The organism is Desulfovibrio sp. 7SRBS1 (genome assembly GCF_049723905.1).
GTDB lineage: Bacteria > Desulfobacterota > Desulfovibrionia > Desulfovibrionales > Desulfovibrionaceae.
Genome location: NZ_JBJKFD010000001.1, coordinates 3,566,646 through 3,583,676, shown reverse-complemented (window position 1 = coordinate 3,583,676; position 17,031 = coordinate 3,566,646). Strand labels below are relative to the sequence as shown.

Below are 17,031 nucleotides of genomic sequence, written 5' to 3'. Positions count from 1 at the left end.
TTCGGGTTTCCTCCCACGACGATTTTCGCTACGATGGCCCCTTGAACAGCCAAAGTGCCCATCTTATAAATTGCCTAACAATTCCGGTAAGTTAAAATATGTCTGATTTTGTTCATCTGCATTGCCATACTGAATATTCCCTGCTTGACGGGGCCATCCGCGTCAAGGACCTGTGCCAGACCGCCAAGGATTTCGGCCTGCCCGCCGCCGCCATAACCGACCACGGCAACATGTACGGAGCGGTCAACTTTTACATGACCGCGCTCGACTTCGGCATCAAGCCCATCATGGGCTGCGAGGTCTACGTGGCTCCCGGCGACCGCACGGACAAAACAGCCAAGTCGTCCAAGCAGGCCGCCCGTCACCTGGTGCTGCTGCCCAAAAACCTGGTGGGCTACCGCAACCTGCTGGCCCTGGTTACGGAAGGCCATCTCACGGGCTTCCACTACCGCCCCCGTATCGACAAGGAGCTGATGCGCAAGCACTCCGAAGGGCTCATCTGCCTGTCCGCCTGTCTGGCGGGCGAACTGCCCCAAGCCCTGATGAACGAAGGCATGGACGCAGGACTGAACGTGGCCCGCGAATTTCTGGATATATACGGGGACAACTACTACCTGGAGTTGCAGGCCAACGGGCTGGAAGAACAGTTCAAGGTCAACGACATGCTTTTGCAGGTGGGCGAGAAACTGAACATCCCCATGGTGGCCACCAACGACTGCCACTACCTGCGCGCCGACGACGTGGAAGCCCACGACGTGCTGCTGTGCATCCAGACAGCAGCCAAGGTGGACGATGCCAAGCGCATGCGTTTCGAAACCAAGGAACTCTACTACCGTACCCCCGAGGAGATGGAAAAGGAGTTCGACTTCTGCCCGCAGGCCATTGAAAACACCCAGCGCATTGCCGAGCAGTGCAACGTGCAGCTGGACCTCAAAACCCTGCATTTCCCGGTCTACGACCTGCCCGAAGGCATGACCCTGGAGACCGAATTCCGCAAGCTGGCCGAGGAAGGGCTGAAAAAACGGCTGGCCGCCCTCACCTACGAGGTGGACGAGCAAAAGTACTGGGACCGCCTCCATTACGAGCTGAACGTCATCTGCGAAATGGAGTTCCCCGGCTACTTCCTCATCGTGCAGGATTTCATCAACTGGGCCAAGGACCACGGCATTCCTGTCGGCCCGGGGCGTGGTTCGGCGGCAGGTTCCATTGTGGCCTACGCACTCAAGATCACCAACCTGGACCCCCTGCCCTACGATCTGCTGTTCGAACGCTTTCTGAACGTGGAACGTATTTCCATGCCGGATATCGACATCGACTTTTGCGAACGTCGGCGCCTGGAAGTTATCCGCGAATACGTGGTGCCCAAATACGGCAAGGATTCCGTGGCCCAGATCACCACCTTTGGCACCATGAAGGCCAAAGGCGTGGTGCGCGACGTGGGCCGCGCCCTGGGCATGACCTTTGGCGAGACCGACAAGATCGCCAAGCTGGTCCCCGACGAAATGAAGATGACCATCGAGAAGGCGCTGGAAAAAGAGCCCGAGCTTGAGGTCCTTTACGACACCGACCCGCAGATCCACAAACTGCTGGAAATCTGCAAGAGGCTGGAAGGGCTGGCCCGCCACGCCTCCACCCACGCCGCGGGCGTTGTTATTTCAGACAAGCCCATGGTTGAATATCTGCCGCTGTACAAGGGAAAGAAAGACGAAATCGTGACCCAGTTCGACGGCAAAAAGGTCGAAAAAATCGGGCTGGTCAAATTCGACTTTCTGGGCCTGCGCACCATGACCGTGCTGCAGGACGCCCTGGACAACATCACCCGCCAGGGCAAAAAGGCCCCGGACCTGGACACCCTGCCCCTGGACGACCCCGCCACCTACGAAATTTACTCGCGTGGCGACACGGACGGCGTGTTCCAGGTGGAATCGGGCGGCATGCGCTCGTATCTTCGCAAACTGCGCCCCAACTGCTTTGAAGACATCATCGCCATGCTCGCCCTGTACCGTCCCGGTCCACTCGGCTCGGGCATGGTGGACGAGTTCATCAACCGCAAGCACGGCCGGGTGGAGGTAACCTACCCCTGGCCCACCCTGGAACAGACGCTCAAACCCACCTACGGGGTTATCGTCTACCAGGAACAGGTCATGAGCATTGCCATGATCATGGCCAACTACTCACTGGGTGAAGGTGACCTGCTGCGCCGGGCCATGGGTAAGAAAATCCAGGCCGAAATGGCCAGCCAGCGCAAGCGCTTCATAGAGGGCTGCCGGGAAAACAAGATTCCCGACGAGATCGGCAACGAGGTCTTCGACCTCATGGAAAAATTCGCGGCCTACGGCTTCAACAAGTCGCACTCCGCAGCCTACGCGCTCATTTCCTACCACACGGCCTATCTCAAGGCCCACCACCCCCGGGAGTTCATGGCTGCGCTCATGACCTCGGAAATTGAAAACCAGGACAAGATTCTCAAATACATCGGCACCTGCCGCGACATGGACATTACCGTGGCAGGCCCGGACGTGAACAAGAGCGATTATCAGTTCACGGTTGAAGGCGACACCATCCGCTACGGCATGGGCGGCGTGAAAAACGTGGGCTACGAGGCCATCAAGGAGCTGGTGCACGAACGCGAGGAAAACGGGCCCTTCAAAAGCATGCTCGACCTCAGTACCCGTCTGAACACCCGCAAAATCACCAAGCGTGTTCTGGAAAATCTGGTGCAGAGCGGTGCCATGGACAGCTTTGGCATTACCCGTTGCGGCCTGTTCAACGGCATTGCGCGGGTGGTCACCATGGCCCAGAAAAAGCAGAAGGAAAAAGACTCGGGCCAGATTTCCATGCTTGCCATGCTGCCCGGCGAAGACGTCTGCCTGCCCGGACTGGGGCTGAGCTGCACCGAGCAGACCATGGAAGAATGGCCGGACGAGGAACTGCTGAAACGGGAAAAGGACGCCCTGGGCTTTTACCTTTCCAGCCATCCGCTGCTGGCCCACCGCCGGGAGATACAGCGTCTGAACCTGCACACCCTGGAAGACTGCGCAGACTACGGTGCGGAAACCGAGGTGAAGGTTCCGGTCATCATCACCGACTGCAAGGAAAAATTCACCAAGAAAGGCGACAAGATGGCCATCTGCCTTGTGGAAGACCTGACCGGCTCCTGCGAAATGCTGGTTTTTCCGCGCTCCTACGAGGAGATGAAAGACATCCTTTCCACGGACCAGCCCATCATTGTCACCGCAAAAATCGCGCCCCAGGACGAAGAGGAAGGCGACGACGCCCCCAAAAAGGCCAAGCTTTTTGCCCAGTCCGCCAAGTATCTGCTCGACGTCCAGGCCGGTTCCACCGACCCGGTGGACATCTACGCCACGGCAGAAGCCTGCGCGCCCGAACGGCTGGAGCCATTCAAGGAAATCCTCTCCCGCTATCCGGGCGGCGCGCCCATCTACATGCACATCAAGGTGGACGACGCGGTCTGCCGGTTGCAGCTGGGCTTCAAGTACAGCGTGCAGCCCTGCCCGCAGTTTTACCATGATGTGGACGAGTGGGTGAAAATGGCCGGATAAGGACAGGGGAACATTCCCCCGCACAAGATAATAAAAGCTCCGCAGGCACCTTGTGCCTGCGGAGCTTTTTCATATTTCACTAGAGCGGAAGAAGGCACAAAACAAGGGCTGCGCAAGCTGTTTTGTGCCCGGTCGTTCGAAGCAACCCACGCGACGAAACCGGACCCAATGCTTGCGCAGCCCTTTCCACCCTATGTTTCTTTTCAGAAACGAGTTCCCGCCCGATGCCCCCTGTAAACTCCTTTTTCACAATGGAAAAAGAAGATGTCCGGCGAGGACAGATTCCGCGTTACGGGCGGGAACAGTATAAAGAAAAGCAAAACGATCTCTGCGTCCCTGTGCTGGTGCAGCCAAAACGGACGCAAGAACCGCAACGCCCTCCCGATTATTTTTCCTTTTTAAAGACAATCAACGGACAGTTCTTGCAAATGTCCGCTCCGGGAAAACCGTCGCCGGGCCGCGTGATGGAGCTGCTGGTCGCTTCGATGCGTTCCATGAGCCTGTCGACCACCTTGCCGAACTGCTTGCCGGGAATGATGACGTTGATTTCCCCGCGCTCGGTCTTGCCTGCATTGTAGCTGCCGGAGCAGGCGGGAAGCATGTTGAATTCCTGTGCCTGGTAGGTCTGGACGTTGCCGCCGCAGGCCGAGGAGTTCATGGTGATGGTCGGGTGCAGGGGGTGCGTATCCGTGGCCGCCATATAATCGACAGCCAGGTGATAGGCCTGCATGTTGTCACAGTAGAAATGGACGGTGTCGGGCTCGTACAGTCCTTCCACGGAGCCCAGAGGTGCCACGGCAACGCCCAGCAACCCTTCCGGCATACGTGCCTTGGATTTCACAAAGCGTTCTGCCTGGTCCAGGTCGCGGGTGTACTTGGCGTGGCCCTTGATCTCGCTGTCGTCCAGGTCCTTCCAGCCAAAGCTGTACCGGGCATTGCCACAGCCCAGTCCCTTCTCATCCGAATAAACGATCTGCCCTTTCATGCGCGCGGCAATCTCCCACTGGCAAAACGTCATGGGCTTCAGCGGGGTGTGGAGTTCCGGTGCCGCTTCAAGAAAAGCGTCCACTTCGGCCTGGTCGTAGAAAAATTTCACGGCAATAGGATAATGATAGAGCCGCAGCTCTTTCATCAATACGTCCTGCATTTCCTTGTACGTCATTGAAATTCCCTCCTAAGGTATGGCTCAAGCCCGACCGCGTGCGCATGCGCCAAGCGGACCGGACTTTCTCAGATCTCCTGCTTCGATGGTCTCAACAGCTACCGGGCCTGGGCACGGAAGCAAACAAAAAACAGCTTTGTGAAAAAAAGAACCCTTCAGCACCCTAAATACGCCTGGGGGACGGTGTTCGACAAGAAAAGTTTGTGATTTTTTTCCCATAACCCCCATTTCCACGTATACACCACCACATTTTTATGTGTTTTTTTGCAACGAAGCACCCCCTTGCTTTTCTTGCCGCTGCAAAAAGGATAAACAGGCAGCATGGTGGCGCTTCCCCCCCCAAGCCAATAACAACAGCCCTCGCCACAAAAGGAGAATTCAATGCAGCATTACTTTGGAATTATAGCAGGATTTTGTCTGATAGCCCTTACTCTGGCTTCCATTCCCGCCCAGGCCTGCACCGGCATGCGCCTCAAAGCCCAAGACGGCTCGGTGGTATTTGCCAGAACAATGGAATTCGGCTCTGACACGAACTCCGATATGCTTTTCGTACCGCGCGGCCAGTCCTGGCAAAGCGACATGCCCAAAAAGGCAAAAGGCATGGCTTGGAAAAACGACTACGCATTCATCGGAACCAACGGCTTTGGCATGGATTATCTGACCATTGACGGCATCAATGAAAAGCACATGTACGTGGGCGGCTTCTGGTTCGCGGGTCAGGCCGAATATCCCGAGTTCCAGCCCAAACTGGCCAAAACCAGCCTGAACCCGGCCGACTTCGTGGCCTGGGTGCTGGGCACCTGCGCCAGCCTGGACGACGTGCGCGCCAAACTCGCCAAAATCCAGATCCCCGCCGTGTATCTCGAAGCCATGCACCAGGTGCCCGGCGTGCATTGGATCATCGTGGAAGGCACAGGCAAAGCCATGGTCGTGGAACCGCTCAAGGGCAAGCTGGTCATCAACGACAATCCCGTGGGCGTCTTCACCAACCGGCCGGAATTCACCTGGCACCAGGCCAACCTGAACAACTACATCAACCTGCATGCCGCCAACGTGCCGCAGGCAAAACTGGGCCAGGCCGAGCTGACCGCCTTTGGTCAGGGCTCCGGCATGCTCGGGCTGCCCGGCGACTACACCCCGCCCTCCCGCTTCGTGCGCGCCGCCTTTTTGCTGAACAGCGTGCACCCTGCCAAGGATGCGGACGGCAACATAACCCTGGCGTGGAACCTCATCAACAACTTCTCCATTCCCAAGGGAGCGGCCAGGGAGTTCGACAAGGACGGCAAGGAGCACGACGACTACACCCAATGGACCGTGGTCTACGACCTGACGCGCTGCGGCGTCACCTTCCGCACCTACGGCAACCAGGATATCCGTGTGGTGCGCATGGACAAGCTGCCCGTGAACGGCGACAAAAAACTCATCGCCCCCATGTGGCACACCAAGGCCAAGTACGACGACGTGTCCGGGCTGGCAAAATAATTCCCCCCCATTCAACAACACAACGCCCCGGCAGAGCAGACGCTTTGACGGGGCGTTTTTTATTGAAACACGCGGAGATACAGGCCGGACGGATTGCGCCGGGAACAGCCCCTCCTGTTTATGCTTCCCGCCCGTTCCAACGCGCATGAGAAAGCCGGTACAGCACATGTTTGCGCAGCGGGCTGCCCTGCGGCAGGGCCGGGTGCAAAAAATCGGAAGACTCGACCATGTCCAGCCGCTCCATAACCGCCCGCGACCTGCGGTTGCCCACAAAGGTGAAGGCAACGATTTCATCCAGCCACAGCTCGCCAAAGCCGAACTCCAAGGCTGCGCGGGCCGCTTCCGTGGCAAATCCATGGCCCCAGGCCGAATATTCGAGCCGCCAGCCGATTTCCACGCATGGCATGAACGGCAGTTCCGCGGTGGGCACGTGGAGCCCCACATAGCCGATGAACCGACCGGTTTCCTGCACCTCGACCGCCCACAGCCCCCAGCCGCGCTGGGCAATCAGGGCACGGCAGCGGTCGGCCATGGCATCGCTAGTTGCGCGGTCGAGCGGCGCGGGGAAAAATTCCATCACCCGCGGGTTCGCATTCAAAGCTGCGAACGGTTCGTAGTCCTCGTCCTTCCATTGCCTCAGCACAAGGCGTTCCGTTACAATTTCCATTGCCCCGCTCTCCTCTTCAGCCTGTAATAACCAGTGGCAGAACAGGACGAAAATCCCTGCGCAGCCCTTGCTCGCCGTGGTCGAATTCAAGTTCGATCAATTGTTCGTCTGCCCTGTCTATCTCCACGCCCGGCAGGCTGCTCACCAGCTTTGCCGTATCGGAAAGTTGCACCTCCTGTTGCAGCCAGACCTTCACCGAGGTCAGAAAGCGCAGGCCGTTGGGATGGTTGATGGGCTCCTTTATTTCAGCAGGGTCCGGCCTTTGCACAAAATTGAGGAAAAAGTAGTTCGGCTCCGTGGCCGGACGCTGGGAACCGGTCTGCACGGACAACGGCTCGGGCAGATACTTCGGCCTGTAATGGACGAACGGAAAGGGCGCGTCGGACTCATCACCATTTTCCGCCCGAAATCCCATGCCGAATCGCGACGCGTCGGACTCGGGGGAGAGCAGCGCTTCATGCAGTCGGATGGGCCGGGTGATTTTTGCCCGGACCTCGGCCGGGTCCACGCACCACAGCAGCTCCAACATAAAGTTATGAAAAAAGAACCGGCGGTTGGCCGTGCCCTGCCCCGGATGCGTGTTGGACGAGCCTTCCACCAGGCCGAACTCCACCAGGGCGTCGCCCTCGGGAGCCTTTTCCCCCACACAAATATAGATATGATCCAATTCCATGGTGTTGCCTCCAAAACAAAAAAGGCAGGGAAAACCGAAGTCTTCCCTGCCCTGTAGCATTCAAAAAACGCGGTTTCGCTAAAACTTTTCCATGGGCTCGATAACGTCCATGCCCATGTAGGGACGTAGCACCTCGGGAACCTCGATGCTGCCGTCTTCGCGCTGGTAGTTTTCCATGAGCGCCACCATGCAGCGGCCCACGGCCAGGCCGGAACCGTTCAGCGTATGGCAGAGCTGCGCCTTTTTCTGGCCCTTGTCCTTGAAGCGGATTCCGGCACGACGCGCCTGGAAATCGACCATATTGGAGCAGGACGAAATTTCCCGGTACTTGTCCTGGCCGGGCAGCCAGACCTCGATATCGTAGGTCTTGGTGGAGGAAAATCCCAGATCACCGGTGCACAGTGTCACCACGCGGTAGTGCAGGCCCAGCTTCTGCAGAATGCTTTCCGCATTCTTGGTCAGCTTTTCCAGCTGGTCGAAGGAGTCTTCGGGACGGGTAAAGTGTACCAGCTCCACCTTGCCGAACTGGTGCATGCGGATAAGGCCCTTGGTGTCCTTGCCGTAGGAACCGGCCTCGGAACGGAAGCACTGGGTGTGCGCGCAATAGCTGATGGGCAACCGGTCGCCGTCAATGGTCTCGTTGGCGTGCAGGTTGGTCAGAGGGACCTCGGCAGTGGGAATCAGGTACGCTTCCTGCCCCTCCACCTTGAACAGGTCCTCGGCAAACTTGGGCAACTGGCCCGTGCCGTACAAGGCGTCGCTGTTCACGATAACCGGAGGAGCCACTTCGAAATATCCGTTCTCACCGGTCTGCACGTCCAGCATGAAGGTCGCCAGGGCGCGTTCCAGCTTGGAAATGGCGCCATAGGTTACGGCAAAACGGCTGCCGGAAAGCTTGGCTGCACGCTCAAAATCCAGACCGCCCAACTCCTGGCCCAGCTCCCAATGTTCCTTGGGCGCAAAGGAGAACTCGGGCTTTTCGCCCCAGGTCCAGGAAACCGGGTTGTCGTTCTCGTCCTTGCCCACGGGCACGGACTCGTGCGGCACGTTGGGAATGTCCAGCAGGAATTCCTGAACTTTTTCGTCCACCACCTTGAGCTGCTCGTCCAGCTCCTTGATGGTCTTGCCCACGGCTGCCTGCTCGGCAATGGCTTCGGACGCGTCGCCGCCCTCGCGCTTGATCTGGGCAATGGCTTTGGAAGCCTCGTTGCGCCGCATCTTGCAAGTTTCCACTTCCTGGATCATCTCGCGACGCTTGGCGTCCAAGGCTTCATATTCGGAGAGGTCCACCTTGCCACCACGGTTGGCAATGCTCTGGCGAACCAGTTCAAGATTTCCACGCAAAAATTTAATATCCAACATATCCCACGCTCTCCTTCGCAATTTGTATCAACTCCCCAAGCATGTAACCGAAACAGGGGAGGGAATAAAGGGGCGAAAAGGGAATTGTGGCCGTGCGATTTTCGCGACCATCAGGGCGGGGGCGGCGTTGCTGCTGGTTGTAGGGAAAAAGAGAGTGGGGGAAGAGAAAAACCCTTTTGGAAAAGGGTTCTTTCCCTTCCCCCACACCCCCATTCCTTTTCCTAAAACTTTTATCAGGGGGAATATGTTCTGCGTTTCCCGCTCGCGAAAGTCCGTAGCGCCTTGCCCGAACCGAAACGTACACGGCCTGGGGCTTTGGCTGTATGAAAAACAAAGAAAATACGCCTTATCCTCAAAACCAATTTTTACTCATATTCGGCCTTAAAAAATATGGAAGCAGGTAATTCTTAATAGCGCGCGTACGCCCTTCAAATTCACATCACCAATGGCCTCCATTTCGCCACGCCCCTTTCTTTGGCGTGGCGTAGCGACTCAGCAGCAGTTGCAAATGCAGCTTACAAACCTACGGCGCAAGGGCGTTACCTCACCTGACTTGGTACGAAGAGGCGGCAAAGCCATACAGAAATATACCTGCGGCCCCTTCGTGCCGGAGGGGGAGGGGAAGGTGCCGGAAACAACCGGGGGAACCGGGCGCGTTGGCCGGGTTCCCCCACTGTTTCTGGCAAAATTTGTCCTGGCCCCTACCTGGAAACAAGCCAACGGGACACCATGACTCGCTTTATTCCCTCATTGTAACACCGTACGCCAAGAACTTTTCGCTCTTTGCCTTTACAATGCCGTGCATCGGGCTGCTATTCTGCCCACTTCCAGAAAAAGAGTCTCAGGCCGTTGAGTATCCCCCCAATTACATATTGAAAATTTCTGGAAGGGGGAGCGCGAGGGGGAGAACCTCTTGCAAGAGGTTGCCCCCTCGCATCTGAAGTGCCATATAAAAAATGGACATTCTCTGAGAGGTTAGTCCGCTACGTTACTTTTAGCCTGGTGGATGTTTTCATATTCCACCGGGCTTTTATAACCGATTCCGGCATGCCGCCGTTTCCTGTTATAAAATCCTTCCAGGAACATGAAGATATCCAGTTTGGCTTCGGAGCGGGTCTGGTACCTGCTCCAATTTACCCATTCCCTTTTCAGCTTGCTGAAAAACGTTTCTGCAACGGCATTGTCCCAGCAGTTTCCCCTGCGGCTCATGCTACAAACCATTCCATTTTGACTCAGGGCTTTTCTATACAGTTCGCTGGTGTATTGACAGCCTTGGTCGCTGTGATGGAGCAATCCCGCTTTGGGGGATCTGGATTTAACGGCCATTGTCAGAGCCTTGCAGGCGAGATGTGAGTCCACGCGTTCCGACATTGCCCAACCCACCACGCGTCTGGAGAACATGTCCAGAGTAACAGCAAGATACAGCCAGCCTTCTCGTGTCGGAATATACGTAATGTCCGACGCCCATTTCTGATTCGGTGCCGAGGCTAAAAACTGTCGTGAAAGATGGTTTTCAGCCACAGGCGGATTCGGTCCAGTTTGACAGGGATAACGATGTTTTCGCTTCAACTTGGACTGCAGTCCAGCAGCCGCCAGCACCCGCCGCACTGTCTCCGGGCAACACCAAAACCCAACCTGCTCCACGACGTCCATATGCACCTTGCGATAGCCGTAAATTCCCCTACTGGCGTGATACGACTTCTGTGCTGCGGCAAGGACCAGCTGCCGCTTCAACGCCAGTCTACCGGGCTTTCGCCTTGCCCACGCATAATAGCCGCTTCTGCTGACGGACAGAACTTTGCAAAGAACCTTCGTCGGGTAATGTCCCCTTTGCTTTGCGATCCACGCGTACTTTACAGGGACTCTTTTGCAAAGTACGCCGCTGCCTTTTTTAGAATTTCATTCTCCATGCGCAGGCGGGCATTCTCGTCCCTCAGCTTGGCATAATCGCTGGCAGCTGACGTGCTTTCCTCTCTGGGAGAAAGTTCGCCACTTGCACGATACTTTCTAACCCAATCACGAACTGACCAGCCGCTACAGCCAAGCTGCTGTGCAACCTCAGAAAAGGAATACCCTTGTTCGACAACAAGCTTTGCCGCTGACAACTTGAAATCTTTTGAATATCTCATACGTGCCACTATGCTCTCCTGTTGGAGCGAACAGTAACCTCTCGGTTCGTGTCCGTCATCTATAGGGCACTTCAATCTCTTCTCTCTCCCCTCTTCTCAAAATCTCAATACTTGAGTTCTTTCAGCCCTTCACCAATGGCAAGCAGCTGCTCCCGGTCGGTAACAAATGTGATTCTGCCCTTTTTGGTTATGATTCCGTTTTGTTTCAGGGCCTTGAATATTTTCGTAACGGTGATCACATGCATGGACAGATAAAAGGCGATTTCGTTGTAGGTAAGATAGCGCGGAATCTGTGGGGGCTCGCCGTTTTCCCCTTCGTACATGAAGTCCAGGAGAAGCTGGCAGACCCGCACCCCGGCGGGTTTGGTGGAAAGGTCTGTGGACAAAGCGAGAGCATTGATCAGATTTTCGCTGACCGAGCGTAAGAGCAATTTGTAGAGCTGTGGATTCTTTTCCACATAGTCGAGAAAAATCTTTCCATTCATGCACAGGGCCGTGCACCTGTTTTTTGCCAGAATAACATGGTCGAGCGAAGCAAACCGTTTGACCGTGAAGTCGGTGCCGATTCCCGTTTCCATGATGATGGGCGGCAGAAAATTGAGCAGCATGCCCGCCTTGAAATACAAAAACGAACTCTGCTCTCCATTGCGGGTCAAGTGCGTCAGGGCGGCAAAGCCCTGCTTCAGATAATATACGTTCTGCCGCTCGAACCGGGCGTCCTTGGGCAGAGTGACTTCAATGGCAATCGGCTCAAGAATTTTTTCTATGCTCTCGCGCTCCATGGCAAAGGTCATTTCGCCCTTCCTTGTATTTTTTCAGAACATGTTTTCGTAGTGTACGCAAAATAGTACCCGGCTGCCAATGCCAGGCCCCCCAAGAACAGGCCCCCAAAAACACCTGTCCCCCTGCTGTCTCGTTCTCATTTGTCTATTTATAGTTGCAAATTTCCCTAAGCCCGCCCACCCAGAGGAGACTTAAAGGAAATAAGCCAACAACACTATTGCAGATAGCTTGAGTTTTTTTTCACAAAACTAGTCCAGGCTACATTCTTCTTCTGCCGAATGCGCATAATCTTCCTGAAACAGGGACATTTTAACTCAGTATGGTGGGTTGCATGGGTAAGCAGACAAAAATACAGATTGGTGAGATTATTCACATTTTAATCGGCCTGGGAATCATGCTTTTCGGCCGCATGGTTTCTCCTCCGTCCATGATTGTAGAGTCCTCCGACAGACTTATCAAGATGGGACTCCCCCAGGTGGACGGCGGAATTCTGCTTTCCGTCACTCCCATGGGAATGACGGTCATCACCTTGTTTCTCGGCGTTGTTTATCTCTGGACCTTTGTTGACACACTCTGGCCAAGTTTTCTCGGAATTCTGCTTCTTGGCATGAGCAATTACGCTCCCATGCCTGCTGTTTTGAAGCAATACTTCGGCAATCCCATGGTCGTCATGATGTTTTTCCTCTTCATGTTTGCCTCGGTGCTGGTAAAAAGCAACATCTCGGTTTATCTGGCGCGTTGGTTCATGACGCACCCCTACGTGCAGGGAAGGCCCTGGCGTTTTACCGCAGCCATTCTGCTGGCCACATATTTTGTCGCCTTTCTGGAACAGACCACAGCCTGCTTTCTTATGTGGCCTGTCCTTTATATCGTCCTGGACTACGTGGGATTCAAAAAAGGTGACAGATACGTCACCATGATGACGGTCAACATCGTCATCATGGCATTGCTCAGCTTTGCCAGCGACCCCATCAAGGGCGGAGCGTTCTACCTGCTGGCAAACCTGCAAAACCTTGCCACAAAGGCTACGGACCTGCAGTTTGTGCCCATCAACCTGGCGGCATACCTGCTGTTCGCCATCATCATTTCCTTTGTATGTATCGGCGTAATCCTTCTGTCCATGCGCTTTATCTTCCGGGTGGACGTCAGCCCCCTGAAGCGTGTCGATATGAAGGCCATCAACAAGGACCAGCTTCCCCCTCTCTCGACGCAGCAAAAGATCGTCATCGGGCTGTTCGCCTTTTATGCCGCCTGGCTTCTGCTGCCCGGTATCATCGGGCACGACAATATTCTGGGAGCATTCATGGCGCAAAACTCGCTGGGGGGCACCCTTCTGATTATTTTCCTGGTTACGTTTCTGCGGGTGGACGGCAAACCCGTGGCCGAAATTCAGGAAGTCGGCAAAGTTTATCCGTGGCGGACCTTTTTCCTCATTGCCACGGCCTTTCTGCTGGGCGGCGCCATGTCGAGCAAGGGCACCAACATCACCATCTTTATGGAATACATGTTGCGTGATCATCTTTCCGGCCTGGGAATACTCACCCTTTCCGTGGTCATCATTCTTCTGGGCATCATCATCACCAACTTTTTCAACTCCGTGGTGGCGGGCCTTGTGCTTTCCCCCGTTCTTCTGGCCATTGCCAATGCGTTCGGCTTCAACCCCGCTCCGGTTCTGGCCTGCTTTTTCTACATAGTGCTCATAGCGGCGGCCACTCCGGCCGGTTCCCCCTTTGCAGCCATGCTCTACGATCAATCCGACTGGATTTCCAAAAAGGATGTGGCACTCCACGCCTCGTATGCATCCCTGCTCGTTGTGCTGGTTCTCATAGTGGTGGGAATTCCTCTCTCCAATGTCATTTTCTAGGCCGGAGAGAACCAGAAGGAGGCAGGAGAAAAGGTATGATCAAAGAAATCAACACCGCGGAATACGATGCCATGGACAAAGCCGGCGCCATGCTCGTGGAGTTCTACTCCAAGACCTGCGGCCCATGTAAAATGCTGGCTTTCGTCCTCAAGGACATAGACAGGAACACCCCGGATTTTCCCATTTACACCATCGATTTTGATGAGAATGCGGAACTCAAGGAACGCTGCGGCGTCAAAGGGTTCCCGACCATGCTTTTTATGAAGGACGGCGAGGAAGTGAGCCGCCTGGAAGGGCTGAAACAAAAGCCCGCCATCATCAAAGAAATAGAAAACATCAAGTAAAGGAGCAGCACCATGAGTGAGAAAGTCGCGTACACCTGCGAAGATCATCTGATTACGCAGCAAAATCGGAAGGAAAAAGCTTTTCTGACAGCTTTTGAAGCGGAAAAGCCTTGCCTGGACAACGCCCACATCGTTGTTAACCCGTACATCATCAACCCGCTTTCCGCCCTTATCCTGTTCAAGACGGACAAGAAGGTGACGGCAACAGTGACCGTGCATGGCAAGCGCAACAGCCGTGAAGACATCACACATACCTTTGCCGAGTCCACATCCCACGTCATCCCGGTGCTGTGCCTCTACGAGGGAATTGAAACCAAGGTCACCGTGGCCTTGTCCGACGGGCAGAGCAAAACCTTCCAGATTCAAAGCGAAGAGCTGCCCAAAGACGTGTGCCGCTGCAAGAACATCCTGACTTCCATGGATTATTTCGGCACGAATATCATGTTCCTGACTCCGGCTGGCAAGAACCTGCCCACTGGTTACGACTACAAGGGCGATATCCGGTGGCTGCTGACCGTCAACACCATGTTCGACATCAAACGTCTGGCCAACGGCAATATCATGACCGGTTCCTCCCGGTTCTGCCGCATGCCCTACAATGCCACCGGCCTTGTGGAGCTGAGCCTGATAGGTAAAATCTACAAAGAATACCGGATGCCCGGCAACTACCACCACGACCACTGGGAAATGGAAGACGGCAACATCCTGGCGCTTACCCAGGACTTCCGCAACAGCACGGTGGAAGACATGATTGCCCTGTTGGACCGCGAAACCGGCGAAGTGCTGCGCACCTGGGACTTCAAGGACTTCCTGCCCCAGAACGTGGGCGGGTCCGGTTCCCAGGACGCCCACGACTGGTTCCACAACAATGCCCTGTGGTACAACAAGAAGAACAACAGCATCACCCTGTCCGGACGTCACCAGGACGCCGTAGTGAACATCGACTACGACACCAGCAAGCTGAACTGGATCATCGGCGATCCCGAAGGCTGGCCCCAGGAGATGGTGGACAAGTACTTTTTTACTCCGGTGGGCGATGTGGAGAACTTCGACTGGCAGTATGAGCAGCATGCCTGCGTGGTCTGCCCGGACGGAGACATCATGTGCTTTGACAACGGCCAGTACCGCGCCAAGGTCAAGGAAAAGTACATCAAAAACCGCGACAACTTCTCTCGTGGCGTCCGCTACCGCATCGATACCGACAAAATGGAGATCGAGCAGGTCTGGCAGTACGGCAAGGAGTTGGGACAGCAGTTCTTCTCCCCGTATATCAGCAACGTCGAATACTACGACGAAGGCCACTACATGATTCACTCCGGTGGCATCTCCGCCGTGGACGGCTACGCCTCCGACGGCCTGGGCGCATTTATGGATCCCAAAGACCCGTCCGTAGAGCTGCACTCCACCACGGTGGAGGAAAAGGACGGCGTGGTCCTGTACAAGATGGACGTGGAAGGCAACTTCTACCGGGGCGAAAAGCTCTCCCCTTACCATGGCGGGGAAAACCTCGTGCTGGGCGAAGGCCGCCTTGTAGGCAATCTGGACGAAACCCCCACCTTCGACACCATTCCGGATGTGGAAGAAGTGAACGAACTGCCCAGTTCCGAACGCCAGATCGCCATTGAAGAAGACGAAGACCGCTTTGTCTTCCACGGCATGTTCGAGCACGGTTCTCTGGCAATGGTCGTTTTGGCGGGAGAAAAAGAAAACCGCGGCTACTACCTGAACACTGCTGCGGTAAGCCACCTGGCCATGTGCTCCGGCGCATTCCTGGAAAAGGACGACCGCCAGCTTAAAATGAACATCAGCAAGATCGGCCTGAGCGGCAAGTACGAAATCAAGGTCATCTACAACGACAAGATGTACCAGACCGGCATTACGATCTATTGCTAGTATCGTATGCAGTATGGCGGGCATGGCCCGCCATGCGTGACCTGAAATGCTGAAAGCGGTATAACCGCCCCAGAACAAAGAACGCGGCCCGTCCGGCGGGTACAACCGCTGGCCGGGCCGACAAATATGGAGTGCGTCATGGAACTGAATCTGAGCAATAAGAGAGTGCTCGTCACAGGAGGAGCCCGGGGGATCGGTGAAGGCATTGCCCATCAGTTCGCTGCGGAAGGCGCAGAGGTCATCATTGCCGATCAGGACGAAACTCGCGCCCAGCGGACTCTTGAAACGCTGAAAGAGGCGGCATTCGTCAGGATGGATGTAACGGACGAAGGCAGCGTGCAATCCGCCGTGGAGCGCATTGGCCGCGATTTCGGACAAATCGATATTTTGATCAACAATGCGGGCGTAAGCAACCGGGTGAAACTTGTAGACATGTCGTTTGAAAATCTGGACACGGTTTTCAAGGTGAACATGTACGGCACCTTTCTGGTAACCCGTGCGGTCATCCCCCAGATGATCGAACGAAAACACGGAAAGATCGTCAACATCGCCGCCATGGTGGGGACCTCGCCCATGCCCGCCTATGCCCATTACAGCGCGTCCAAAGCCGCCGTTATCGCATTCACCAATGCAATTGCCAAGGAACACGCCGAGTTCAACCTGAACATCAACTGCATTTCCCCCGGCGCGGTGAACACCCGCCTGTGGTCGCAGGACTACGTGCAGGTAGCGGACAAACTGAATCCCCAACACGTTTTTGAGGACATTGAAATGGGCTTCGCATTGGGCCGGGCGCAGAAGATCGAGGACATCGCCAACATGGCTTGTTACCTGTCCTCCGACCTGGCCCAAAACATCACTGGGCAGAACTTCTTCGTAACCAGCTAGTTGCGGGCGCCATTCTGGCGGATTTTATAAAGAAAAATTCTCCGGCGGCCGATTCTCCCCTTAATTATAAAAGTCTTTGGAAAGGGGAGCACGAGGGGGAGAACCTCTTTCAAGAGGTTTCCCCCTCGCCTCTCTTTCTTTTTCTAAAACGTTGTTGAAGAAAACCGCATACCCAAAACAATCCATCGAACCTCGCTGTTTGTAAAAATACGGCACGCCCC

13 protein-coding genes are annotated in these 17,031 nt (G+C 55.4%); 6 read left to right on the top strand and 7 right to left on the bottom strand.

From position 1 onward, the window contains the following. The first annotated feature begins 98 nt into the window (after nt 1-98). Complete coding sequence (dnaE, locus tag ACI0FJ_RS15965; RefSeq protein WP_424304959.1) at nt 99-3,563, top strand: DNA polymerase III subunit alpha; 3,465 nt, start codon at nt 99-101, stop codon at nt 3,561-3,563. A 385-nt stretch (nt 3,564-3,948) separates the two neighbouring features. Here dnaE and ACI0FJ_RS15960 read toward each other — a convergent pair whose 3' ends face one another. Continuing rightward, nucleotides 3,949-4,725 (bottom strand): DUF169 domain-containing protein, encoded by a 777-nt coding sequence (locus ACI0FJ_RS15960; protein ID WP_424304957.1) that lies wholly within the window; start codon nt 4,723-4,725, stop codon nt 3,949-3,951. A 381-nt stretch (nt 4,726-5,106) separates the two neighbouring features. Here ACI0FJ_RS15960 and ACI0FJ_RS15955 point away from each other — a divergent pair, with 381 nt between their 5' ends. Beyond that, nucleotides 5,107-6,207, top strand: coding sequence for a linear amide C-N hydrolase (locus ACI0FJ_RS15955; protein WP_424304955.1), 1,101 nt, complete (start codon nt 5,107-5,109; stop codon nt 6,205-6,207). A gap of 118 nt (nt 6,208-6,325) precedes the next feature. On the opposite strand, the gene ACI0FJ_RS15950 is transcribed toward ACI0FJ_RS15955, so the two are convergent. The 6 genes from ACI0FJ_RS15950 to ACI0FJ_RS15925 all read right to left on the bottom strand — a co-directional run bounded on the left by ACI0FJ_RS15950 (nt 6,326) and on the right by ACI0FJ_RS15925 (nt 11,832). Continuing rightward, nucleotides 6,326-6,874, bottom strand: a complete 549-nt coding sequence (locus ACI0FJ_RS15950) for a GNAT family N-acetyltransferase (protein ID WP_424304953.1) — start codon at nt 6,872-6,874, stop codon at nt 6,326-6,328. A gap of 16 nt (nt 6,875-6,890) precedes the next feature. Beyond that, nucleotides 6,891-7,547, bottom strand: a complete 657-nt coding sequence (locus tag ACI0FJ_RS15945; RefSeq protein WP_424304951.1) for a hypothetical protein — start codon at nt 7,545-7,547, stop codon at nt 6,891-6,893. A 78-nt stretch (nt 7,548-7,625) separates the two neighbouring features. Next, the gene (gene serS / locus ACI0FJ_RS15940; RefSeq protein ID WP_424304949.1) at nt 7,626-8,909 is read right to left on the bottom strand and encodes a serine--tRNA ligase; all 1,284 of its coding nucleotides are present in this window, start codon (nt 8,907-8,909) and stop codon (nt 7,626-7,628) included. 975 nt (nt 8,910-9,884) lie between these two features. Then, on the bottom strand, nt 9,885-10,751 hold the full coding sequence (locus tag ACI0FJ_RS15935) for an IS3 family transposase (RefSeq protein ID WP_424306474.1): 867 nt from the start codon (nt 10,749-10,751) through the stop codon (nt 9,885-9,887). A gap of 11 nt (nt 10,752-10,762) precedes the next feature. Then, nucleotides 10,763-11,038 carry a transposase gene (locus ACI0FJ_RS15930; RefSeq protein ID WP_424306476.1) on the bottom strand — a complete coding sequence of 92 codons (276 nt, stop codon included), beginning with the start codon at nt 11,036-11,038 and terminating at the stop codon, nt 10,763-10,765. A gap of 104 nt (nt 11,039-11,142) precedes the next feature. Continuing rightward, nucleotides 11,143-11,832: a Crp/Fnr family transcriptional regulator gene (locus ACI0FJ_RS15925; RefSeq protein WP_424304947.1), complete on the bottom strand. Its 690-nt coding sequence runs from the start codon at nt 11,830-11,832 to the stop codon at nt 11,143-11,145. 320 nt (nt 11,833-12,152) lie between these two features. Here ACI0FJ_RS15925 and ACI0FJ_RS15920 point away from each other — a divergent pair, with 320 nt between their 5' ends. The 4 genes from ACI0FJ_RS15920 to ACI0FJ_RS15905 all read left to right on the top strand — a co-directional run bounded on the left by ACI0FJ_RS15920 (nt 12,153) and on the right by ACI0FJ_RS15905 (nt 16,810). Further along, nucleotides 12,153-13,685 (top strand): SLC13 family permease, encoded by a 1,533-nt coding sequence (locus ACI0FJ_RS15920; RefSeq protein WP_424304945.1) that lies wholly within the window; start codon nt 12,153-12,155, stop codon nt 13,683-13,685. 35 nt (nt 13,686-13,720) lie between these two features. Then, nucleotides 13,721-14,029, top strand: a complete 309-nt coding sequence (locus tag ACI0FJ_RS15915; protein ID WP_424304943.1) for a thioredoxin family protein — start codon at nt 13,721-13,723, stop codon at nt 14,027-14,029. Between the two features lie 12 nt (nt 14,030-14,041). Then, nucleotides 14,042-15,922, top strand: a complete 1,881-nt coding sequence (locus ACI0FJ_RS15910) for an aryl-sulfate sulfotransferase (RefSeq protein ID WP_424304941.1) — start codon at nt 14,042-14,044, stop codon at nt 15,920-15,922. A gap of 138 nt (nt 15,923-16,060) precedes the next feature. Then, nucleotides 16,061-16,810, top strand: coding sequence for an SDR family NAD(P)-dependent oxidoreductase (locus tag ACI0FJ_RS15905; protein WP_424304939.1), 750 nt, complete (start codon nt 16,061-16,063; stop codon nt 16,808-16,810). Nucleotides 16,811-17,031: the final 221 nt, after the last annotated feature.